Annotated in this window: 24 protein-coding genes; 13 read left to right on the top strand and 11 right to left on the bottom strand. The window is 68.3% G+C overall.

Going from position 1 to position 21,268, the window contains the following annotated elements; genetic code table 11:
* Nucleotides 1–80 precede the first annotated feature (80 nt).
* On the top strand, nt 81–959 hold the full coding sequence (locus Q7V15_RS03310; protein ID WP_304753819.1) for a transglutaminase family protein: 879 nt from the start codon (nt 81–83) through the stop codon (nt 957–959).
* Between the two features lie 148 nt (nt 960–1,107).
* Nucleotides 1,108–2,454, top strand: a complete 1,347-nt coding sequence (locus Q7V15_RS03305; RefSeq protein ID WP_304753818.1) for an MFS transporter — start codon at nt 1,108–1,110, stop codon at nt 2,452–2,454.
* A gap of 2 nt (nt 2,455–2,456) precedes the next feature.
* On the opposite strand, the gene Q7V15_RS03300 is transcribed toward Q7V15_RS03305, so the two are convergent.
* From Q7V15_RS03300 to Q7V15_RS03290, 3 genes are all read right to left on the bottom strand, one after another.
* On the bottom strand, nt 2,457–3,533 hold the full coding sequence (locus Q7V15_RS03300) for a Glu/Leu/Phe/Val dehydrogenase (RefSeq protein ID WP_304753817.1): 1,077 nt from the start codon (nt 3,531–3,533) through the stop codon (nt 2,457–2,459).
* Between the two features lie 62 nt (nt 3,534–3,595).
* The gene (locus tag Q7V15_RS03295; protein WP_304753816.1) at nt 3,596–4,627 is read right to left on the bottom strand and encodes an alpha/beta hydrolase; all 1,032 of its coding nucleotides are present in this window, start codon (nt 4,625–4,627) and stop codon (nt 3,596–3,598) included.
* Nucleotides 4,624–5,220, bottom strand: a complete 597-nt coding sequence (locus Q7V15_RS03290) for a uracil-DNA glycosylase family protein (RefSeq protein WP_304753820.1) — start codon at nt 5,218–5,220, stop codon at nt 4,624–4,626. Before Q7V15_RS03290 ends, Q7V15_RS03295 begins: the two co-directional genes overlap by 4 nt.
* A gap of 184 nt (nt 5,221–5,404) precedes the next feature.
* On the opposite strand from Q7V15_RS03290, the gene Q7V15_RS03285 reads away from it, so the two are divergent.
* Nucleotides 5,405–6,841 (top strand): methyl-accepting chemotaxis protein, encoded by a 1,437-nt coding sequence (locus Q7V15_RS03285; protein WP_304753815.1) that lies wholly within the window; start codon nt 5,405–5,407, stop codon nt 6,839–6,841.
* Between the two features lie 3 nt (nt 6,842–6,844).
* On the opposite strand, the gene Q7V15_RS03280 is transcribed toward Q7V15_RS03285, so the two are convergent.
* The 3 genes from Q7V15_RS03280 to pcaF are packed head-to-tail and all read right to left on the bottom strand — an operon-like array spanning nt 6,845 to nt 9,525.
* Entirely contained in the window at nt 6,845–7,144 is a 300-nt protein-coding gene (locus Q7V15_RS03280) for a DUF3253 domain-containing protein (RefSeq protein ID WP_304753814.1), read from the bottom strand.
* The gene (locus Q7V15_RS03275; protein ID WP_304753813.1) at nt 7,144–8,292 is read right to left on the bottom strand and encodes an acyl-CoA dehydrogenase family protein; all 1,149 of its coding nucleotides are present in this window, start codon (nt 8,290–8,292) and stop codon (nt 7,144–7,146) included. Before Q7V15_RS03275 ends, Q7V15_RS03280 begins: the two co-directional genes overlap by 1 nt.
* Before the next feature lie 24 nt (nt 8,293–8,316).
* A complete protein-coding gene (gene pcaF, locus Q7V15_RS03270) occupies nt 8,317–9,525 on the bottom strand; it encodes a 3-oxoadipyl-CoA thiolase (RefSeq protein ID WP_304753812.1) in 1,209 nt (402 codons plus the stop codon).
* A gap of 187 nt (nt 9,526–9,712) precedes the next feature.
* Between pcaF and Q7V15_RS03265 the strand changes: the two genes are divergently transcribed.
* The 3 genes from Q7V15_RS03265 to Q7V15_RS03255 all read left to right on the top strand — a co-directional run bounded on the left by Q7V15_RS03265 (nt 9,713) and on the right by Q7V15_RS03255 (nt 11,473).
* Nucleotides 9,713–10,162 (top strand): PaaI family thioesterase, encoded by a 450-nt coding sequence (locus tag Q7V15_RS03265; RefSeq protein ID WP_304753811.1) that lies wholly within the window; start codon nt 9,713–9,715, stop codon nt 10,160–10,162.
* A gap of 61 nt (nt 10,163–10,223) precedes the next feature.
* Complete coding sequence (locus tag Q7V15_RS03260) at nt 10,224–10,481, top strand: hypothetical protein (protein ID WP_304753810.1); 258 nt, start codon at nt 10,224–10,226, stop codon at nt 10,479–10,481.
* A complete protein-coding gene (locus Q7V15_RS03255) occupies nt 10,478–11,473 on the top strand; it encodes an MsnO8 family LLM class oxidoreductase (RefSeq protein ID WP_304753809.1) in 996 nt (331 codons plus the stop codon). Before Q7V15_RS03260 ends, Q7V15_RS03255 begins: the two co-directional genes overlap by 4 nt.
* On the opposite strand, the gene Q7V15_RS03250 is transcribed toward Q7V15_RS03255, so the two are convergent.
* Nucleotides 11,470–11,631: a hypothetical protein gene (locus tag Q7V15_RS03250; protein WP_304753808.1), complete on the bottom strand. Its 162-nt coding sequence runs from the start codon at nt 11,629–11,631 to the stop codon at nt 11,470–11,472. The two genes, Q7V15_RS03255 and Q7V15_RS03250, sit on opposite strands and share 4 nt — an antisense overlap.
* Nucleotides 11,632–11,724: 93 nt before the next feature.
* Here Q7V15_RS03250 and Q7V15_RS03245 point away from each other — a divergent pair, with 93 nt between their 5' ends.
* Nucleotides 11,725–12,156, top strand: a complete 432-nt coding sequence (locus Q7V15_RS03245) for a PaaI family thioesterase (RefSeq protein ID WP_304753807.1) — start codon at nt 11,725–11,727, stop codon at nt 12,154–12,156.
* A gap of 3 nt (nt 12,157–12,159) precedes the next feature.
* On the opposite strand, the gene Q7V15_RS03240 is transcribed toward Q7V15_RS03245, so the two are convergent.
* From Q7V15_RS03240 to Q7V15_RS03230, 3 genes are read right to left on the bottom strand one after another with little or no spacing between them, the layout of a single operon-like run.
* Nucleotides 12,160–12,633 carry a molybdopterin-dependent oxidoreductase gene (locus Q7V15_RS03240; protein ID WP_304753806.1) on the bottom strand — a complete coding sequence of 158 codons (474 nt, stop codon included), beginning with the start codon at nt 12,631–12,633 and terminating at the stop codon, nt 12,160–12,162.
* Nucleotides 12,630–13,247, bottom strand: a complete 618-nt coding sequence (locus tag Q7V15_RS03235; protein WP_304753805.1) for a glutathione S-transferase family protein — start codon at nt 13,245–13,247, stop codon at nt 12,630–12,632. Before Q7V15_RS03235 ends, Q7V15_RS03240 begins: the two co-directional genes overlap by 4 nt.
* 60 nt (nt 13,248–13,307) lie before the next feature.
* Complete coding sequence (locus Q7V15_RS03230; protein WP_304753804.1) at nt 13,308–14,585, bottom strand: NupC/NupG family nucleoside CNT transporter; 1,278 nt, start codon at nt 14,583–14,585, stop codon at nt 13,308–13,310.
* A 169-nt stretch (nt 14,586–14,754) separates the two neighbouring features.
* On the opposite strand from Q7V15_RS03230, the gene Q7V15_RS03225 reads away from it, so the two are divergent.
* From Q7V15_RS03225 to Q7V15_RS03215, 3 genes are all read left to right on the top strand, one after another.
* On the top strand, nt 14,755–15,174 hold the full coding sequence (locus Q7V15_RS03225) for an organic hydroperoxide resistance protein (RefSeq protein WP_304753803.1): 420 nt from the start codon (nt 14,755–14,757) through the stop codon (nt 15,172–15,174).
* Nucleotides 15,171–15,656: a MarR family winged helix-turn-helix transcriptional regulator gene (locus tag Q7V15_RS03220; protein ID WP_304753802.1), complete on the top strand. Its 486-nt coding sequence runs from the start codon at nt 15,171–15,173 to the stop codon at nt 15,654–15,656. Before Q7V15_RS03225 ends, Q7V15_RS03220 begins: the two co-directional genes overlap by 4 nt.
* A gap of 154 nt (nt 15,657–15,810) precedes the next feature.
* Nucleotides 15,811–16,467: a DedA family protein gene (locus tag Q7V15_RS03215; RefSeq protein ID WP_304753801.1), complete on the top strand. Its 657-nt coding sequence runs from the start codon at nt 15,811–15,813 to the stop codon at nt 16,465–16,467.
* A 9-nt stretch (nt 16,468–16,476) separates the two neighbouring features.
* Here the strand turns inward: Q7V15_RS03215 and Q7V15_RS03210 are convergent, their stop codons facing one another.
* Nucleotides 16,477–18,552, bottom strand: coding sequence for a S46 family peptidase (locus Q7V15_RS03210; protein WP_304753800.1), 2,076 nt, complete (start codon nt 18,550–18,552; stop codon nt 16,477–16,479).
* A gap of 163 nt (nt 18,553–18,715) precedes the next feature.
* Here Q7V15_RS03210 and Q7V15_RS03205 point away from each other — a divergent pair, with 163 nt between their 5' ends.
* The 3 genes from Q7V15_RS03205 to Q7V15_RS03195 form a co-directional block, all read left to right on the top strand.
* Nucleotides 18,716–19,858 carry an ABC transporter permease gene (locus Q7V15_RS03205; protein ID WP_304753799.1) on the top strand — a complete coding sequence of 381 codons (1,143 nt, stop codon included), beginning with the start codon at nt 18,716–18,718 and terminating at the stop codon, nt 19,856–19,858.
* Nucleotides 19,855–20,604, top strand: a complete 750-nt coding sequence (locus Q7V15_RS03200) for an ABC transporter ATP-binding protein (RefSeq protein ID WP_304753798.1) — start codon at nt 19,855–19,857, stop codon at nt 20,602–20,604. Before Q7V15_RS03205 ends, Q7V15_RS03200 begins: the two co-directional genes overlap by 4 nt.
* 3 nt (nt 20,605–20,607) lie before the next feature.
* The coding region (locus Q7V15_RS03195; protein ID WP_304753797.1) for an efflux RND transporter periplasmic adaptor subunit at nt 20,608–21,268 on the top strand (661 nt) is incomplete at its 3' end.

Raw genomic sequence — 21,268 nt, 5'->3', positions numbered from 1 at the left:
ACCGCCACCACCGTCTGACCCGGGCTCGAATCTGGCGGGACGAGGAACCTTCGCCTTCAGGACGTGTTAGCAGCGCGCCCATGTCCCGACTGATCATCCGCCACGAAACCCGCTACGGCTATGAGCGCCCGGTCGCCTTTGGACCGCACCAGCTGTTGGTGCGCCCCAGGGGCGGCCACGCCCTGCGGGTGGTGAAGGGCGCCCTGACCTTCTCCCCCCGGGGCGAAACCCGCTGGCGCTATGACGCCTACGGCAACTGCGTCTGCCAGTTGACCGTGACGGAAGAGTCCGACGAGTTCTTCATCCTCAGCGAGCTGGAGATCGAGCGGTTCCCCGCCCCCCTGGAGCCCCAGGAGGTGGACGACCCCCGCACCGCGACGCCGATCGTCTATCCCCCCAGCGACCGGGCTGTGCTGGGCCCCTATATCGAGCCGGCCACCCTCGATCCCGAAGGCCTGCTGCTGCGCTGGCTCCACGGCCTGGCGCCCACGGCAGGCGAGCCGGCGCTCGACTATGTGCTGCGCCTCAACCGGGCCATCCACCAGCAATTCGACTATGAGGCCCGGCATGAGGAGGGCACCCAGGCGCCGCACGAGACGGTGGCGCTGGGCCGCGGCACCTGCCGCGACTTCGCCTGGCTGATGGTGGAGACCCTGCGCCGCGTCGGCTTCGCCGCCCGCTTCGTCAGCGGCTATCTCTATTCGCCGGGGTTGGAGAGCGTGCGCGGGGCCGGCGCCACCCACGCCTGGTGCGAGGTGTTCCTGCCGGCCTTCGGCTGGATGGACTTCGACCCGACCAACGGCCTGGCGGAGGCCGCCGACCTCATTCCCATCGCCGTCAGCCGCACCCCCCCCGAGGCGGCCCCCATCAGCGGCTCGATCCTCGGCGATCCCGGCCTGAGCCAGATGGTGGTCAAGGTGGACGTCAGTCTGGCCGCTCCCCTGGCCAGCGCCGCCTGATCCTTCCCCAGCGCCTTTTTGGCGCGGGCGAGAAATCGGCTTTTCAGGGCGATGGACTCTGATAGGACGGAGGCATTGTTTTAGCTGATCATAATTTTTGGGGAGCCGCCGCGCGACCCTTTGCGACCCCCGCGCGGCAGGGACGCTATTGGAAAAGACCACTGAGGAAGCGCCGATCGCCGATGAGGCGGTCGTGATTCATCCTGACGAAGACGGCAAGAGCCTGGCGGAGCGCGAGGTCGAGTACGAGAAGTTCGTCTGGGCCAACCTGAAGCGCAACTACATCGCCCATTATCTGCACGGCATGCTGGGCATGACCGGCTTCCGGCTGGTCAATGCGCCCACCTTCCTGCCGGCCTATCTCTACCTGATCTCAGGCTCCAGCTTCATTGTCGGCCTCGGCCTGGCCCTGCAGCAGGTGGGCGGCATGATCTCGCCGATCTTCGGCGCCACCCAGATCGAACATCGCAAGCGGGTCATGCCGGCCGCTGTCTGGATGGGCGGCCTGGCCCGGGTCCAGATCCTGGGCATGGCCCTGGCCGGCTGGTTCCTGTCGGGCCAGACCCTGGTGGTGGCCATCCTGGCCTTCATGTTCATGTTCGGCCTGTTCATGGGCACCCAGCGGGTCGTCTTCTCCCTGCTGATGGCCAAGGTGATCCCCATCAGTCGGCGCGGCCGGCTGCAGGCCTGGCGCAACGCCACCGGAGGGGTGATCGCCGCCGCGCTGGCCTGGGTGGCCGGCAAGTACTTCATCGAAGGCAACATGCTGGGGAACGGCTACGCCACCACCTTCCTGTTCGCCACCATCCTGACCACGGCAGGCCTGTGGGCGCTCCAGTTCCTGATGATCGAGCCTGAACCCCCGACCACCCGGGTCCAGACGCCCTTCTTCGAGCGTCTGAAAGACTTCCCGCGCCTGATCTCCCAGGACCGGGGCTACATGTTCTTCCTGATCGTCCAGATGCTGACCATCACCGGCCGGATGGCGACGCCCTTCTACATTCTGTACGTCAGCACGACGATCGAGCTGACGGGCGCCAATATCGGCCTGCTCACCCTCGCCTTCCTGGGCGCTGACACCCTGTCGAACCTGGTCTGGGGCTATCTTGGCGACAAGACGGGGTTCCGGGTGGTGCTCATCAGTTCCCTGGTGATCTGGATCGCCGCCACGTTGCTGCTGATGAACGTCGATGGCGTGACCGCCATCTTCTTCGCCTTCTTCGGGCTGGGCGCATCCCAGTCCGGCTACATGATGAGCGCCCAGACCATGATCCTGGAGTTCGGCTCCCGGGACGAGATGCCCATGCGCATCGCGCTTTCGTCGACCGCCGAGGGGGTCATGGCCTCGGCGGGGCCCCTGGTGGGCGGGCTGATGGCCGCGACGCTCGGCTATGAAAGCGTGTTCGGAACCTCGATCGCCTTCCTGGTGGCGGGGCTCATGCTGCTGCTCTTCATGGTGCGAGAGCCGCGCAACGACAAGAAGGCGAGCGTCTGACCCTATTGGGCGGCGAGGGGCGCCCGCCCCCGGGCGATCCGTTCGCGGGCCATCTCGCCGGCCACCTCGTGGGTCGGACGGCGTTCAGCGATGGAGCGGTCGAGGACCTCCTCCAGGGTGATCATCAGCCGCGACAGCTTGCCTTCCACCCAGGCGGGATCGAAAGCTTGGCCGGCGTCCAGGGCGCGGATCTCGCCGGCCACATTGATGATGCCGCCGCCATTGATCACATAGTCTGGCGCATAGAGCAGCCCGAGGTCGAACAGGGTCTGGCCGATCACCGGTTCGGCCAGCTGGTTATTGGCGCCGCCAGCGATGATGCGGGCCCGCAGGCGCGGCAGGGTCTCGGCGCTGATCGCGCCGCCCAGGGCGCAGGGCGCAAAGACGTCGGCCTCGACGTCGAAGATCTCATCTGGCGCGACGATCATTGCGCCGGTCTGCGCGGCCACCTGGGCCAGGGCCTCGCGGTTGACGTCGGTGATCACCAGCCGTGCGCCGGCCGCACTCAGCTTCTGGGCCAGATAGGCGCCCACATGGCCGACGCCCTGGATGGCGACGGTCACGCCCGACAGGTCCCGGTCCAGGGCCCGACGCACGCACAGGCGGATGCCCCGGAACACCCCTTCAGCGGTGACCGGGCTTGGATCGCCAGAGGCCGCTGCATGGCCTTCAAGGCCGGCGACGAAGCGGGTGTGGCGGCGGGCGTGCATGAGGTCGGTGGGCGAGACGCCCACATCCTCGGCGGTCCAGTAGGCGCCGCCGACAGCCTCCACCGCCCGGCCGAAGGCCTCGAACAGGGCCGGCGACTTCTGGGTGCGGGAATCGCCGATGATCACCGCCTTACCGCCGCCCAGGTCCAGGTCGGCCATGGCGTTCTTGTAGGACATGGCCCGCGACAGCCGGAGCGCATCCTGCAGGGCGTCGGCGGAGGTCGGGAAGGGCCACATGCGGCAGCCGCCGGCCGCCGGCCCCCGGGCCGTGGAGTGGACCGCAATGATGCAGCGCAGCCCGGTAGCCTCGTCGGCGAAGGCGTGAACGGCCTCGTGGCCGTCAAAGTCGGGGGAGTCGAACAGGGTCATGCGCTCAAGGGATCGTTGCGTTTGAAACCAATCTCGCCGGCTCTAGCCCGCAGGCCGCGCCGTCACAAGCCCGCCGTCGCATGCTCGGCGAGCGGCGTCCAGTCGCCGCCGCCCGGGGCGGTGGGAATGGGCGGCGCGCCCGAGGGGAGCGCAGCCTCGGCGTCGGCGATGTAGGACAACACATCAGCCATCACGGCCTCGCCCTGCAGGTCCCGGGTCAGCAGGTGCCATCCGTCGGCATAATAGGCGGAACGATCGGTGGGCTTGAGCCGGGCGGCGGCCTGGAAGGCGGGCCGTTCGGGGATGATCTCGTCATTCTGGCCATAGAGATAGAGCACCGGAACCTGCAGCCTCGGGATGTCGCGCCAGGCGTTCTCCATCAGGTCCACCAGGCCATAGAGGGTGTCGGATCGCGCGCCCCAGATCATCAGCGGGTCGGCCCCCATGGCCCGCAGCTCGGCCATATTGTCGGTTGGCTTCACCCGGTCGGTGACCCAGCTGGGCGGGGTGTAGACCTTGGGGCCCGTGACGTGGGCGGCGAACCACAGGGCGGTCTTGTAAGGCAGGGGCTGGGTCGACCAGCCCCAGACCGCGGGCGCCATCAGCACCAGCCGGTGAGCGTCGGGGGGACGCTGTGAGGCGAAAGCGCGGATCGCCACGGCGCCGCCCATGCTCTCTCCGGCGACAACAACGAGGGCGTGAGGGTGGCGGGCGCGGACCAGGGCGACAATGGTCCGCAGATCCTCCTGCAACACCGCCTCGTCGGGCCAGACGCCGCGGTTGGGTGAGCGGCCAAAACCCCGCTGGTCATAGGCGTAGGTGGTCACGCCGTGCTCAGCCCAGTAGGGCGCGGCAAGGTGGAAGGCGTTGGCGTAGTCGTTCATGCCATGTACGGCGACCACCACGGCCTTGGGCGCCCCATCCTGGGCGCTCCAGGTGGTCAGACCGAGCCGCGCCCCGTCGAAGCTGACAAAGCGATCCCCAGAGAGGCGCGGGCCTTCAAATCCCAAGGGCGGTTGTCCGGCGGTCTGGGTCATGAGCGGCGTGCAGGCTCCGAGCAGCAGGGCGAACAGGATGGCGGTCAGGCGAGTCATGCGCGCAGAATGTCCCCCACCCTCTGGCGAAGATAGGGCGTGACCTCGGCCTCGAACCAGGGATTGCGCTTCAGCCAGGCTGTGTTGCGCCAGGAGGGATGCGGCAGGGGCAGGATGCCCGGCCCATAGTCAGTCCAGGCGGCCACGGTGTCCGTCATCGTCCCCTTGCGCGCCGCCCCCAGGGCCCAGGCCTGGGCGTAGGAGCCCACCAACAGGGTCAGCTCGACCCTGGGCAATTGCGCCAGCAGCCGCCGCCGCCAGAGCTCGGCGCAGCGGGCCGGCGGCGGGAAGTCGCCGCCCTTGGGATTGGTCCCGGGAAAACAGAAGGCCATGGCCGCCACGCCGATCGCCGGATGATCGTAGAAGGTGTCCCGGTCGATCCCCATCCAGCTGCGCAGGCGCACGCCTGAGGGATCATTGAACGGCAGGCCGCTCTCATGCACCAGCCGGCCCGGCGCCTGGCCGCAGATCAGCAGCCGGGTCTCTGCCCTCACCCGCACCACCGGCCGCGGCTCAGGCACGAGATCGCCGGCGCAGACCCGGCAGGCGGCGATTTCGCTGAGCAACGTCTGGAGATCGGCGGCGGAGGGCATCAGGGCCATGTAGGCGCCGCCCGCGCCGGCCGCCACATGGGGCCAGGGGTGCGACAACCTGTCTGCGTTGTGGGTCCGAGATTCAACTCCCGTTAACCGCGCGTCCAGGGTCGTGCGCGAGGATCGGCGACGCTTGCGGCCGCCGGTCGGCCGCAAGCGTCGCGAACGGAATGGGTGACGAGCGATGCTGAAGACGATCAAGGGACGCATGCGCCTTTCCTGGGGCGTGGGCATGGCCGCCATGCTGGCCCTGGCGGGCCTGAACATCACCCTGCTCCGGATGGTGGCGCAGGCCGGCGGCGGGGCCGAGGCTGAGCGGATCCTGGGGATGGCCACCGCCGTCAGCGTCGGGATCGGCCTGGCCACCGTGGTCGGGGTCGTGCTCGGCGCGCTGTATTTTGAGGGCCTGGTGATCACCGCCCTGTCTCGGATGAGCGGCGTCATGCGCCGCCTGGCCGCCGGCGAGATGGTGGACGCCATCCCGGGCGCCGAGCGGGGCGACGAGATCGGTCAGATGGCCGCCAGCGTGGTCGTGTTCCGGGAGAACGCCGAGGCCCGCGCCCGGCTGGAAGAGGAAGCCCAGGCCGCGCGGGGCGAACTTGACCGCCGCCTGGCCGCCGCCGAAGCCGCCTTCGACCGCGCGACCCAGGATCAGAAGGCCCTGGTGGAAGCCATGGCCCGGGCCCTGTCGCGCCTGGCGCGGGGCGATCTGGGCGCCCGCATCGACGTGGCCGTGGCGCCGGACTACGAGGCCCTGAAGACCGATTTCAACGCCGCGGTCAGCCAGCTGGAAGGGGCGTTCGGCGCCATCGCCACGGCCACCGGCGAAATACGCGCCGGCTCCCGGGAAATTTCGACAGCGGTGGAAGACCTCTCCCACCGCACCGAGCGGCAGGCCGCCAGCCTGCAACAGACCGCCGCGGCCCTGGATGAGATCACCGTCACCGTCCGCCGCACCGCCTCTGGCGCCCGCCAGGCCAATGGTTCGATGGCCTCGGCCCGCAGCGAGGCCGAGCATAGCGGCCAGGTGGTCGGCCAGGCCGTCGCCGCCATGGGCGAGATCGCCACGTCAGCCCAGGAAATCAGCAAGATCATCGGGGTGATCGATGAGATCGCCTTCCAGACCAGCCTGCTCGCCCTCAACGCCGGGGTGGAGGCCGCCCGGGCCGGCGAGTCCGGCCGGGGCTTCGCCGTGGTCGCCTCAGAGGTGCGGGCGCTCGCCCAGCGCTCGGCCGACGCGGCCAAGGAGATCAAGGGCCTCATCGAGGCCTCCGGTCACCAGGTGCAGAGCGGGGTCGACCTGGTGGGCCAGACCGGCGAAGTGCTGAACGGCATCGTCGGCAAGGTCACCGAGATTTCAGACGTCATCGCCGCCATCGCCGCCTCAGCCGAGCAGCAGTCGGTGGGCCTGGCCCAGGTGAACACCGCCATCACCGACATGGACAAGGTGACCCAGCAGAACGCCGCCATGGTCGAGGAGGCCAATGCGGCCACCCGAACCCTGGATCAGCACGCCGCCTCGCTGGCAGAATCGGTCGACCGATTCCAGCTGTCGGGGGCGGCCACCAACCCGGTCCACGCCCAGCAGGCGCGGCTGGCGGCCCTGGCCGGCGGCCGCTGAGACCTATTCGGTCGCCGGCGGTTCCGAAGGGGCGACCAGGACCCCAGGCAGGACTTCGCCTTCCAGGGGCAGCCGCAGACGGTAGACGCCCTTGAACTGATTGGGATCGGCCGGCTTGCCGTGGCGGGTGATCACCAGCCGGCCCTCCCGGGCCAGGCCCACCGAGACCGTGCGCACCCGTGACAGCCAGCGATGCCAGCCTTCAGGGTCGGCGGCCCGGGCCGCCTGCTCCGCTGAGATGGACTTGCCGGGCGCCAGGGGCGTCAGAAGCTCAAAGATCGCCGTTTCAATAGGATCGGACATCAACCGCCACGCTTCAGGGTTTCGCGGGCGATGACCACCTGCTGGATCTGACTGGTGCCCTCATAGATGCGGAAGATGCGCACGTCGCGATAGAACCGCTCGATCCCGTAATCGGCGACATAGCCGGCGCCGCCAAAGATCTGCACCGCCTTGTCGGCCACCCGGCCGACCATCTCAGACGCGAAGTACTTGGACGCCGCGGCCTCCATGGTCACGGCATGTCCAGCGTCGCGTTTGCGGGCGGTCTCCATGGTGAGCGCCTTGGCGGCCAGGGCCTCGGTCTTGCAGTCGGCGATCATCCCCTGGACCAACTGGAACTGGCTGATGGCCTGGCCGAACTGCTTGCGTTCGCTGGCATAGGTCACGCAGTCGGTGATCAGCCGCTCGGCGACGCCGACACAGACCGCCGAGATGTGCAGCCGGCCGCGATCGAGCACCTGCATGGCCACCTTGAAGCCCTCGCCCTCGGCGCCCAGGCGGTTTTCCACCGGCACGCGGACATTGTCGAAGGTGACGTCACAGATGTGCGCGCCCTGCTGGCCCATCTTCTTCTCGGGCTTGCCCACCGACAGGCCGGGCAGGTCCCGGGGCACGAGGAAGGCCGAGACCCCGCCGCCGCCCGGCTTGGACGGATCGGTGCGAGCCATGACGGTGAAGAGGTGGGCCTTGTTGGCGTTGGTGATGTAGCGCTTCGACCCGTTCAGCACATAGGCGTCGCCGTCCAGGATCGCCCGGGTCTGGACCGAGGCCGAGTCAGAGCCCGCCTCGGGCTCGGTGAGCGCGAACGAAGTGATGATCTCGCCGGACGCAATACCGGGCAGGTACTTCGCCTTCTGTTCGTCAGTGCCGAACATCACGAGACCCTGGCTGCCGATGCCGACATTGGTGCCGAAGGCCGAGCGGAAGGCCGGGCTTGTTCGGCCAAGCTCCACGGCGACAAGGCATTCTTCCTCCATGGAGAGGTCGAGCCCGCCGTACTCGGCCGGGATGGACAGGCCAAACAGGCCCAGTTCCTTCATCTCGGCGACCACGTCGTCGGGCATGGTGTCGGTCTCGGAGACCTGGGCCTCCAGGGGCCGCAGCCGTTCGGTGACGAAGCGGCGGACGGTGTCGATCAGCTGGTCGCGGGTTTCGGCGTCGAGAGCCATGGTCTTTCGCTTTCCTGGAAGGTCTTAGGCTTTGGCGAGCGCGAGGGCCGAGCCCTGGCCGACGCCGACGCACATGGTGGCGAGCGCGCGGGTCCCGCCGCGCCCATTCATCGCTCGGGCAGCCGTGAGCGCAATCCGCGCGCCCGAAGCGCCCAGCGGATGGCCGATGGCGATGGCGCCGCCGTGCGGGTTCACATGCTCGGCGTCGTCGGCCAGACCCCAGGCGCGGGTGCAGGCCAGGGCCTGGGCGGCGAAGGCCTCGTTCAGTTCGACCACGTCGAAGTCCGTGGGCTTAAGGCCCAGACGAGCGCACAGCTTCTCCACCGCCGGCACCGGGCCATAGCCCATGACCCGGGGCGGGACGCCGCCCGAGGCGCCGCCCTCGATGCGGGCCAGGGGCTCGAGGCCCAGCTTCTGGACCATTTCGGCCGAGGCCAGCAGCAGGGCCGCGGCCCCGTCATTGACCCCGGACGCATTGCCCGCCGTCACCGTGCCGTCGGGACGGACGATGGGCTTAAGGCCCTGGAGCGCTTCCAGAGTGGTGTCCGGGCGCGGATGCTCGTCCTTCGCCACCACGGTCTCGCCCTTGCGGTCCTTGAGCGTGATCGGCGCGATCTCGCCCTGAAAAAAGCCGCGGGCCTCACCGGCGCCATAGCGCTGCTGGCTGCGGGCGGCGAAGGCGTCCTGGTCGGCGCGGGACACCTGATAATCGGTGGCCACATTCTCGGCGGTCTCCGGCATGGAGTCGACGCCATAGTCCTTCTGCATCTGGGGGTTCACGAACCGCCAGCCGATGGTGGTGTCGAAAATCTCGGCGGAGCGGGAAAAGGCCGAGTCCGCCTTGCCCATGACGAAGGGCGAGCGGGTCATGCTCTCGACCCCGCCGGCGATCACCAGCTCGGCCTCGCCCACGGCGATCATCCGCGCTGCGGCGATGACCGCGTCCAGGCCCGAGGCGCAGAGGCGGTTCACGGTCAGGCCGGGCACCGAGCTTGGCATGCCGGCCAGCAGCAGGGCCATGCGCGCCACGTTGCGATTGTCCTCGCCGGCCTGGTTGACGCAGCCATAGATGACCTCGTCGACCTCTTCCCAGTCCACCTTGGGCAGGCTGGCCATCAGGGCGCGGATCGGATGGGCGGCCAGGTCGTCGGCGCGCACCTTGGCCAGCGCGCCGCCATAGCGGCCGATCGGGCTACGCAGGCCTGCACAGAGATAGACGGTCCGGCCTTCCATGGTTTCGCCTCACATCGTTCGGTTCAGAGAGAGGCGAACCTAGTGACTGCGGCCAGGGCGAGCAAACCCTTCGGCGCCGCCCTGGGGCGACCTTCGGCCCCGTCCCCTGAGAAATGAGGGCTTTCACCGGCCCCCAGGCCACGGCTAAGGAGCGACCAGTTGGGTTTCCAGGAGCAGGTAAAGGCAGATGGACGGCGGCGGCGAAGCGAACAACGGGCTGGTGGCCCAGGGCGAATGGGCCGGATGGCGCACCTGGGAGGGGTCCGACCCCTTCGAGGATCACGCCGGGCCGTTCTATTTCCGCCACGACCCGGACGGCGCCCCCCGCTGCGCCTTCCGCGCTGAGCAGAAGCACATGAACGGCGGCGGCTTCATGCACGGCGGCTGCATCATGACCTTCGCCGACTACTGCCTGTTCGTGATCGCCCGCGAGACCCTGGAAGGCCAGCACAGCGTAACGGCCACCCTGAACGGCGAGTTTGTCGGCGCCGTGCCCCTGGGCGCGCTGGTCGAATGCACTGGCGAAGTGGTCAAGGCCGCCCGCTCCATGGTCTTCGTGCGGGGTCTCATCACCACCGGCGGCGAGAACGTCATGAGTTTCTCCGGCGTCATCAAGAAGCGTGGTCCGCGGACGTGAGCCTTGCGTCGGGCATCGACGGGGCCATGTTCAGGGCTCGCCGCAGTTGCCAGGAGTTCCCATGAGCCCGCCGCCCGCCAAACGTAATCTGGGGCAGATCGCCATGGGCGCCGCCCTGGCCCTGCTGGCCGGCCCCGTGGCCCTGTTCAAGCTCGTCGAGCTGGTGTTTTTCCTGACCGGCGTGGCGCCCGGGGAATGGATGACGGCGGCGGAGCCCACCGCCATGCCGGTCTCCGTCGTGGTCATGTCCTTCGCAGGGCTCGTCGCGGCCTACGGGGTGCGGATGGTCTATCGTGAGCTGCGGTCGCCCAGCGCGTGACCCGGCTTTCGGTTCTTGATCTCTCACCCGTCGGCGGCAGCGCCACCCAGGCCCAGGCGGTTCGAGAGACCATCGAGGTGGCCAAGGCCGCCGAGCGTCTGGGCTACCACCGGTTCTGGCTGGCTGAGCACCACAATATCGAGGGCCTGGCCTCGCCGGCCCCGGAAATCCTGATCGCCGCCCTGACCCAGGCGACCTCCACCATCCGGCTTGGATCTGGCGGGGTGATGCTGGTCAACTATTCGCCCCTGAAGGTCGCTGAGGTGTTCATGGAGCTGGAAGCCCTGGCGCCGGGGCGGATCGACCTGGGGGTCGGACGCGCCCTGGGCGCCGACGGGCGTACAGGGGCGGCCCTGCGCTCGGCCTCGTCGGAGGCCTTTCCGCACTATTTCGCCCTGCTGAACGCCTGGCTGCTGGACGCCAGCGGCCGCGAACTGCTGGGCGCAGACCACCCGGCCAAGGGCATCCGGGCGCATCCGACCGGTCCGAGCCATCCGGACCTCTTCATGCTGTGCTCATCGGCCGACAGCGCCACCTTCGCGGGACAGGCCGGCGTCGGCATGGTGTTCGCCGAGTTCATCGCCCGCAGCGACGGCGCCCCGGCTGTGGCGGCCTATCGGAAGGCCTTCACCCCCTCGCCCTTCCGGGAGACGCCCATGGCGGCGATCGCCACCATCGCCCTGGCGGCCGACAGCGAGGCCGAGGCCAAGCGGCTGGACGCGCCGCGGCGCGCCTCGACGCTGGCGACCGCGACCGGTCAGCGTCGGCGCTTCCCGGTGATCCCCGAGGCCCTGGCCTATCTGGCGCAGTTCGAGGGCCATCCGGAGCTGGCGGTCATTGAGGCGCGCAGCATCGTCGGCGACGGCGACACTGTGCGGCGCCGGCTGGAAGACAAGGCCCGGGCGAGCGGCGCGGACGAAATCTTCGTCATGGCCTCAGGGCCAAGCCTTGAGTCCCGCATCCGCTCGCTGGAGCTGATCAGGCCCGCCTAGAACAGACCAGCGCGCTGGGCGATCACCACCAGGGCGATGACCACCAGGACCGCCTGGATGATCCCGTTCAGGGGCGCCGGGATGGGCAGGAGACGCACCGCATAGAGGGCCAGGCCCAGCAGCACGAGAACGATGACGATCAGGATGAGTAATGACATGCCATCCTAACCTCTGCCGTGGGCAAAGGTTCCGTGGCTGAGCGCCCAAAACACGCCCTGGTCGAACATCGGTTTCGGTTCTAGCCTCCGCCAATGCCCAGCTTCACCAACACCACCAGCCGCGAACGCCTGAACGACGCCAACCTGGGCAAGCTGCCGGGGCATCTGGGGCTCGAGATCATCGAGGTCGGGGACGGCAAGGTCGTGGGAACCTTCAAGGTGCGCCCCGACCTGGTGGCGCACACCGGCTTCCTGCTGGCGGGCGCGGTGCTCAGCGTCGCCGACATTCTCTGCGCCTACGGGGTCTCCACCGCCTGGCCCGAAGGCGCCAGCGGCTTCACCACCGCCGAGGTGAAGTGCAACTTTCTCGGCACCCTGCGGGAGGGCGAGGTGCGCTGCACCGCCACCCTGCTGCACGGCGGCCGCACCACCCAGGTCTGGGACGCCCGGCTCGAGGACGCCGCCACCGATAAGCTGATGGCCGCCTTCCGCTGCACGCAGATCATTCTCTACCCGCGGGCCTGAGCCCTAGTCCGCCAGCCGGTAGTCGATGGCCACCACCTTGCGGACGCTGCGCCAGGACTTGAGGTCGTCGGCGATGACCACCCGGCGGGGACCTTCCCGTTCGGGGAGGCGCTCGCCGTCCACGGTGTCAGCCAGAATCGCCACGTCACCATGCAGGTCCTTGTCCGCCTCAAAGGCAGAGATCACCGCGGCGTAGCCGTCAGCGCCGCGGACCACGAGATAGCCCCGCATCGGGTCCCCATGGGCGCGCATGCCCACGGGGAGACCAGCCGCCCGCATCACATAGGCCAGCGGCGGGCCCTCATAGAGCTTGGGGCCGGCGGCGCCAGTGACGCTCACCTGGGCGCGGGGCAGATCGGCCAGATCGGCGGCGCTCAGGGTCACCTCCGTCCCATCGGCCCGCGAGATGGTCACGTCCTGAGCAGCCGCAGGCGCAGCCAGCACCAGCAGAAGGCTTGCGAGAAGAAAGGGTCTCATAGGGCGATCTTGACCGAGTCTCTGGCGCGCATGGCGTCCAGCCAGCGGTTCACATGGGTCAGTTCTTCCGGCGGGCGGAACTTGATCATGCGGGCGAAATCGATGGAGGCGAAGGCGACGATGTCGGCGATGGTCAGCCGGTCCGCAGCGATCCACTCGCTCTCGGCCAGCCGGCGGTCGAAGAGTTTCAGCGCCCGGGTCCCGCTTTCGGCGTTGGATTCCCCGATGGCCGGGTTCTGTTTTTCCAGCACGGCGAGGGCCGGGTGGGTGTGGCGCACAGCCATCATCAGAGGCGTCGCGACCATCATCTCGGCTCGCCTCGTCCACATTTCGATGATCGCCGTCTCCTTGGGGTCCCGGCCCATCAGGTTGGGCTCAGGATAGACGCTTTCCAGGTAGCGGCAGATCGCCAGGGACTCGGTGATGCAGGTCCCGTCATCCATCTCCAGCATGGGCACGTTGGCCAGGCCCGCCTTGGCCAGATAGTCGGCCTGCTTGTGAGCGCCTTCCAGCAGGCTGATCGGGACGATCTCGACGTCCTCGATACCCTTTTCGATCATGAACAGGCGCACGCGGCGGGGATTGGGCGCGCGCTGGGTGTCGTAGATTTTCATGCTGGTTCCTCCGACTTTGGCGTCAGAGGTGGCGCCGTGCCGTGGCGGCGGTCAAGTCGCCTAGAGGCCGAACAGCTCCCGGGGCATGGCCCCGACCACGGCGGCCGTCATGCAGGTGGCGAGGAAGCCGGCCAGCAGGGCCTTCCACACCATGCCGATGATCTCGGCCCGTCGCTCGGGCATCAGCACCCCCATGCCGGTGACGGTGATCCCCACCGAGCCGATATTGGCGAAGCCGCACAGCGCATAGGTCATGATCATGCGCGTGCGCTCGCTCATGGCCTCGACGGGCACGCCGCCCAACTGGATGAAAGCGATGAACTCGGTCAGCATCAGCTTGACGCCCAGGAGGTAGCCCGCCTGGGGCGCCTCGGCCCAGGGTATGCCGATCAGCCAGGCCAGGGGCGAAAAGACCACGCCCAGCACCCGCTCGATGGTCAGGGGCGCCCCCAGCACGTCGGGAAAGGCGCTGAGCAGGCCGTTGCCGATGGCCACGAAGGACACGAAGACGATGAGGATGGCCGAGATGTTCAGCACCACCGTCAAACCGTCCATCGTCCCCTTGGAGATGGCGTCGATGGCGGAGTCGTACTTCAGCAGCGAGCCATAGTCGGCGAAATAGCCCCCCTGACCTTTTTTCTCCGGAACCATGATCCGGGCCAGCAGCACGCCGGCCGGCGCCGAAACGATGGAGGCCACCAGGACGTGGGCCGCCGCATTGGGCAGCACATCGCGCAGAATGGTGGCGTAGGCGACCATGGTCGAGCCGGCGACGGTGGCCAGCCCCACCACGATCATCAGGAAGACCTCTGATCGGGTCAGCTTGTCGAGATAGGCCCGGATGACGATGGGGCTCTCGATCATGCCCAGGAAGATGTTCACCGCCACGGCGAGCGCCGAGGCGCCGCCCAGGCCCATGGTCTTCTGGAAGATGAAGCCAAAACCTTGGGTGATCCACTTCAGGATCTTCCAGTGCCAGAGCAGGGCCGACAGGGCCGAGATCACCAGGATCAGCGGCAGGACCTGGAAAGCGAAGACGAACAGGGCGCCTTCGTCGGCCACCGGATAAGGCTGGGCGCCGCCGGCCATATATCCGAACACGAACTGGGTCCCCTGGGCGGTGGCGTCAGCCAGGCCATCGACCCCGGCATTGATCCCCCGCACCACCGCGCGCGCGCCCGGCAGGCCAAACAGCGCCAGCACCAGGAAGACCTGGACAGCGACAGCGCCGAGGGCCAGGCGCCAGGGAAAGCGTGACCGATCCTCAGACAGGGCCCAGCAGACCAGCAGGATCAACCCAAGGCCCAGCAGGCTCTGGGCGTTTTCCGGTCGGAACATGATGCCTCCCCCAGCCTGCCGCCCGAGTCGCGGCGACGTCGCCATGCCCTTGAAGAGCAAGGCCTTGTCGGGCGCAAGGGAGGAGAGGTCGCAGAAAGTCAGGCGCCTGCCCTTGACGCACATTAGATTGTACACAATCTAATTGCTTGAGATTGAAAAGGAGCTTCCCATGACCCCTCTCTATGAAACCAGCGCCCGCGCCGTCGGTGGTCGCGCCGGCCACGTCGAAACCACTGACGGCCAGTTCAAGGCCGACCTCGCCATGCCCAAAGCCCTGGGTGGCGATGGAAACGGCGCCAATCCCGAACAGCTCTTCGCCGCCGGCTATGCGGCCTGTTTCGAGAGCGCCGTGCGCCACGTCGCCCGTCAGCAGAAGATCGGTCTGAAGGACGCCGCGGTCACCGCCACTGTGCGACTCTTCCCCAAGGAGGGCGGCGGATTCCGCCTGGGCGTCGCGCTGGCCGCCGAAATCGAAGGCCTGGATGAGGCGGCGGCTGGCAAACTGGTGGAGACAGCCCACCAGGTTTGCCCCTATTCCAATGCGGTGCGCGGCAATATCGACGTGCAGCTGACCACGACGGTGCGGTGAACGAGAACCAGACCCGATCCGATCAGGGCGCGGGCGGCGAAGGGGTCGATCCCCTTCGCCTCGACCTGCAGCTCTGCTTCGCCCTCTATGGCGCCAGCAACCGGGTGACCCGCCTCTACCGGCCCCTGCTCGCCCCCCTGGGCCTCACCTATCCCCAGTACCTGGTGATGCTGGCGCTCTGGGAGCAGGCGCCCCGCAGCGTCGGCGACCTGGGCCAGGCCCTTGATCTGGACTCCGGCACGCTCACCCCCCTGCTGAAACGCATGGAGGGCCAGGGTCTGGTCGCCAGGACCCGCGACCCCCGGGACGAACGCCGGGTGATCGTCTCGCTCACTGAAAAAGGGGCGAGCCTGCGCGGCCCGGCCGGAGCCGTCCCAGGCCAGCTGGTCTGCCGCCTGGGCGGCGAAATGGGGGATTTGGCGACCCTGCGCACCGCTCTTCAGGCCCTCAACCGACGGCTCGACGAAAAAGCGTCGCCATAGGGGCAGATCTCGCCTGCGCGTCCCCTGCCCGGTCACGGGGCGCCCACAACATTTCCGTGCCCAGTCTGGGGGACCTTTATCTCACAGACAGATTTTGCCACTAGGATGCCACATCGCCCGGGCAGGTCAGCGCAGCGGTGATGGAGACCCCGACATGGAAGCGATGCTCGAACCGGTGGCGGAGTTCATCCGCAACAACAGCGCCTGGGCGGGCGCGGTCTTGGGCCTCTTCATCATGATGGAGTCCATGCTCATCATCGGCGCGCTGATTCCGGCGACGCCCCTGCTGGTGCTGACCGGCGGCCTGCTGGCCACAGGCATGCTCGACCCCGTCAGCGTCCTGATCGGCTGCATCATCGGGGCGATCGCGGGCGACGCCATATCGTTCTTTATCGGGCGACGTTACGGCGCACGGATTCTGCGTCACCGGCGGCTACGCCGTTATCGGCGCCAGTTCGCCCTCACCCGGCTCTATTGCCAACGTTTCGGCGTCGCCAGCGTGTATGTGGGCCGCTTCATCGGCCCCCTGCGGGCCTTCGTACCGGCGGTGCTGGGGACATTGCAGATGCCGGTGCGCCGTTTTCAGGTGGCCAATGTCGCCTCGGCGGTCGTCTGGGTGTTTGGCGCCCTCGCGCCGGGCTACCTGACCGCCAAGGGGCTGGAGCGTTTCGAAGTCCTGGACCATGTCCATCCTCTGGTCCTGGCCCTGATCACCGTGGCCGTGGTCGTGGTGGCCGGCACGGTGGGCTGGCGGCTCCTCCGCCGCAAGGTCGCCCGCCGCGCGCCCGTCCTGGACGCGCCGCGGGTCTGATCCTTTCGCCTAACGGCCCATCAGTTCGTCCAGCAGGCCGGTCAGGCCATAGACCTTTTCCAAGGCCTCGGTGGCCGCGGACGAGGCGGCCACGACCGTGCGGTTCAGCTCACCGTCATAGCCATAGTCGCCGCCGAGGGAGTGGATATTGCCGTCGAACGCCGCGCCCAGCACCTCCCCCTTGGCGTTGATCACCGGCGAGCCGGAATTGCCGCCGATGATGTCGTTGGTGGTGACAAAGTTGTAGACCGTGTCCGGGTTCAGCTGGTCCTTGGCGGCGATCCAGCGCGGCGCCAGGGCGTAGGGCGCCGCGCCGGTGGCCCGCTGATAAAGACCTGAGAAAGTGGTGGTGGCCGGCACGGTCCGGCCCCGATGGGTCCAGCCCTGAACCTGGCCATAGGACAGGCGCAGGGTGAAGGTGGCGTCGGGATAGACCGCATCCCCATAGGCGGCGAAACGCGCAGCGGCGACCCGCTCGGCGGCCCGGGCGGTGGGCGCCTCCACATCGGTCTCCCAGGCCTCACGGACCTGCCTAGCCAGGGGATCCATGCGCAGGGCGAGCGCGATCATCGGGTCGCCCGACGCCTGGATGGCGGGCAGGCCCCCGTCCCAGAGCGCCTTGCGAACGGCCGGATCATCCAGACGTGACCCCGACGCCAGATCATCGGCCAGGCCCTCGGGGCTTTGCGACCCCAGGAGTTGCTGCACCGCCGGATGGTCGGTGGTCAGATATTCCCGGGTCTTGGAGAGCCAGAAGCGCAGATAGAGCGCCTCCAGGTTCTTATCCACCGGTCGCTCGTCCAGGAGCCGTTTCTCCACCAGGGGCAGCCGTCCGTCCGCAAATTCCGGCAGGCGCTCGGTATTGGGCTTGGCCCGCTCGTGGGCCGCGCGCACCAGGGTCCGGGCGTAGCTTAACAGGTCCGAACCGCTCCCGGCGGCGGCCTCGATCTGGCGGTAGGGCAGGTAGTGTTCGGCATAGGCGGCCTGGGCGGCCTCAATCTCGCTCCAGGGGTCGCCGATCTGCCGGGCCAGGGTCCGGTTGGCGGCCACCTTGGCCTTCAGCTCGGCCTCAGCCGCCCGCTTGTCGGCCATGAAGGCCGCGTCGTTCAGCGCGAACTGGCGGCCGAAGAAGACCTTGAAGCTGTTTTCCACCCCAAACAGCGGGTCGGTGGCGACGCGCTTGTTCTCGGCGCTCACCTCAGAAAAGCCGATCAGCCGGCCGCGCAGCTCCGAACGCTGCAACTGCCCCATCGGAATGGCCAGGTCCCGCTGGGTCTCCAGCTGGGCCACGGTCAGCAGCCGGCCGGTGGAGCCGGGATTGCCCGAGACGAAGGTCGCCTCGCCCTCCTCCGGCGCCCGGGCGACCCAGGTCAGGTGCTGCGGGGTCTCGACGACCTTGTCGTCCTCGTAGAGGCGGAGGAAGGCCACATCGAGGTTGAAGCGGGGGAAGTTGAAATTGTCCGGGTCGCCGCCGAAGAAGGCCGTGGCGATCTCCGGGGCGAACACCAGCCGCACATCGGCGTAGCGGCGGTACTTGTAGAGCTTGAACTGCCCGCCCCGATAGAGGCTGACCACCTGACAACGATAGCGGTCGTCGCCGGCGCAGGTCTCCTGTTCCAGCCTGGCCACCGCGGCGTCCCGGGCGCGGTTGAAGGCCTGGCCCGACAGGCCGGCGCCTGCGGCGCGGATGGTCTCGGTGACGTCGGTGATCTCAGCCAGGATTTCGGCCTGCTGGCCGGGGCACTTGCGCTCCTGCTCCCTGGCCGTGGTCAGGAAGCCGTCCTGCACATAGTCGGTTTCCGCGCTCGACAGATCCTGCACGCAGTCGACCACGCAGTGGTGATTGGTCAGCACCAGGCCCTGCCTTGAGACCACCGAGGCCGAGCAGCCATTGGTCAGGCGCACCGAGGCGGCGCGGACCTTGTCCAGCCAGGGCTGGTCGATCTTGACCCCATAGGCGGCCTCGACCTTGGCGGCGGGGAAATTGTCGAAGGTCCACATGCCTTCGTCGGCCTGGGCGGTCCCGGCCGACAGACCAAACAGGAAAACGCCCGTGGCGGAGGCGGCGAGCAGGGCTGATTTCATCGATCAACACTCATGAGAAATGGGGCCTGGGCCCCAAGGGGCCCAACTGTCACCGAGGTAACAGCCGGCGCGGCGGCTGGCTACGGCGCGGCCTCCGCCTTACCTCGAATTAACTTGGGTTGCGGCCCCGGCCCAGCCACTTCTGGCGCCAGGAGGACCGGGGATGTCATTGGCTTTGGCCACACTGATCTATGAATGGCGACGCTATCTGGCGGCGGTGATCGCATTGGCCTTTTCAGGCCTGCTGATCCTGGCCCAGGTCGGCATGTTCACCGGCATCGTGCAGGCCGCGACGGCGACCATCGACCGCTCGCGGGCCGAGATCATGGTCCTGCCGGCCAAGTCCGAAAGCCTGATCAATTCCGGCTCCAACGGCCTGCCCCGGCGTCTGGCGCCGGAGATGTATCTGCATCCCGAAGTGGTGCAGGTGGCCAGTCTGGACGGATCCGGCGGCCGCTGGATGAACACGCCCGAAGCTGGCGAAAAGCAGGTCACCCAGTGGATTCAGCTCGACATTGTCGATCCGATCCCCGGGGCGGTCACCCTGCCGGTGGACTATCCCGAGGAGGTGCGGATCGCCCTGCTGGAGCCCTTCGCCGCGGTGATCGACCGCAGCGCCCAGGCCAGGCTCGGCGTCACCCTGAACGACAAGGCGACCATCAACGGCAAGACGGTCACCATCCGCGCCTTCCTCGACGGCTATCCCTCGATCAACCAGCCCTCGGTGGTGGTGTCCCGCGACACCCTGCGCCTGCTGGGCATGGCCGATGTCGGCGAAAAGGTCGGGCCGCTGATGGTCCAGATCAAGGACCCCGCCCGGGCGATCCAGGTGCGCAATGACCTCAACGCCGTGGCCGACGGCCGCTACCGGGCCTGGACCCGCCAGGAACTGGCCCAGGCCAATGAGGGCGCCCTGATGAAGGAGCAGATCATCGGCATCATGCTCGGCTTCTCGGTCTTCCTGGGCTTCCTGATCGGGGTCGGCATCACCTCCCAGACCCTGCGGGGCGCGATCATGGCCAACATCAAGGAATTCGCCAGCCTGCGGGCCCTGGGCGTCTCCATGGGGGCGCTCCGGTTGATCGTTCTGGAGCTGTCCTTCTGGGTCGGCATTGTCGGCCTGGCGGCCACGGCGGTCTTCACCTTCCTGGTTTCGCTGCTGGCCAAGAGCGCCGGCCTGCCCATGGGTTTTCCCATCGGCTGGGTGATCGGCGTGGCCATCCTGCTGCTCGTCATCTCGCTGGCCTCGGGGCTGATGTCCCTGGGCGTCCTGAAGAAGAGCCAACCTGCGGACCTCCTGCGATGACCTCTGCCCCGCACCGCGACGACGCCATCCGGGCCACGGGCCTGTCCAAGCGCTTCAAGACCGGCCGATCCTATATCGAGGTGCTGAAGTCGGTGGATTTCGACGCCCGCCATGGGGACCTGACCATGGTCATGGGGCCTTCGGGCTCGGGCAAGTCGACCCTGGTGGCCTGTCTGTCAGGCCTGCTGCGCCCTGACGAGGGCCAGGTCCAGGCCCTCGACCAGGACCTTTGGGGCCTGCGCACCGGCAAGATCGACCGGTTCCGCCTGGATCACTGCGGCTTCATCTTCCAGGGCTTCAATCTGTTCTCGGCCCTCACCGCGGTCGAACAGGTGACCACCGTCCTCAAGCATACGGGCCTGTCCAAGCGCGAGGCCCGGGACCGGGCGGTGGTGTCCCTCGAAGAGGTGGGCCTGGGTCACCGGCTGAACCAGCGGCCCTCGGAACTGTCTGGCGGCGAAAAGCAGCGGGTGGCCATCGCCCGGGCGCTCGCCAAGGCCCCCCGCCTGCTGTTCGCCGACGAGCCGACCTCGGCCCTGGACGGCGAAAACGGCCAGATCGTCATCAAGCTGCTCCAGCGGGCCGCCAAGGAGCACGGGGCGGCGGTGATCTGCGTGACCCACGACCCCCGGCTGGAAGCCTATGCCGACCGCATCATCCATATCGAGGACGGCGCCATTCTCGACGACCGGCGCGTCACCTCCGGCGCGCATCCCGCGCCCCATTCCCATCTGATCGAGGCCTGACCCATGCCCGCCCTTCTGCGCCGCCCCATCTTCTGGATCGTCATTCTCGGCCTCATCGTCCTGGCCGCAGGCGGCCTCTTCCTCAACAGCCAGGCCCAGGTCCGCAAGGCCGAGGCGGCGAAGGCCGCCGAAAAGGCCGCCCCGGTCAGTCCCTATGTGGCCATCGCCAACGGCAAGGCCGATGTGGAAGGCGGCCTGATCCAGGTGGCCGCCCGCAGCGCCGGCGTCGTGCGCGAAGTCCTGGTCCAGGAGGGCGACAGCGTGCGCGAGGGCCAGATCCTGGCCCGGCTGGAGGATGACGAGCCGCGCCTGTCCGCCGCCCGCGCCCGGGCCGAGGTCGAACAGGCCCGCGCCCAGATCGCCCTGACCCAGGTCGAGATCTCCACGGCCAGCCGCGAGTTTGATCGGCTGAACAGCCTGTCGGCCTCCAACTTCGTGGCCGGCCAGCGCCTGGACCAGGCCCGGGACGGGATCCGTCAGGCCGAGGCCCGCCTGCGCGCCCAGCGGGCGGCGGTGGCCACCGCCGAGGCCCGCCTGGCCGAGGCCGGCTATAATCTGGAGCTCACCATGATCCGGGCGCCGGCCGACGGGGTGATCGTCCGCCGCTACGCCAATCCAGGCTCCGGCGCCTCGACGCTGAATGTCTCCAACATGTTCGACCTGG

The organism is Phenylobacterium sp. (assembly GCF_030651755.1).
Taxonomy (GTDB): Bacteria; Pseudomonadota; Alphaproteobacteria; order Caulobacterales; family Caulobacteraceae; genus Phenylobacterium.
This window is presented reverse-complemented; position numbering and strand designations above follow the sequence as displayed.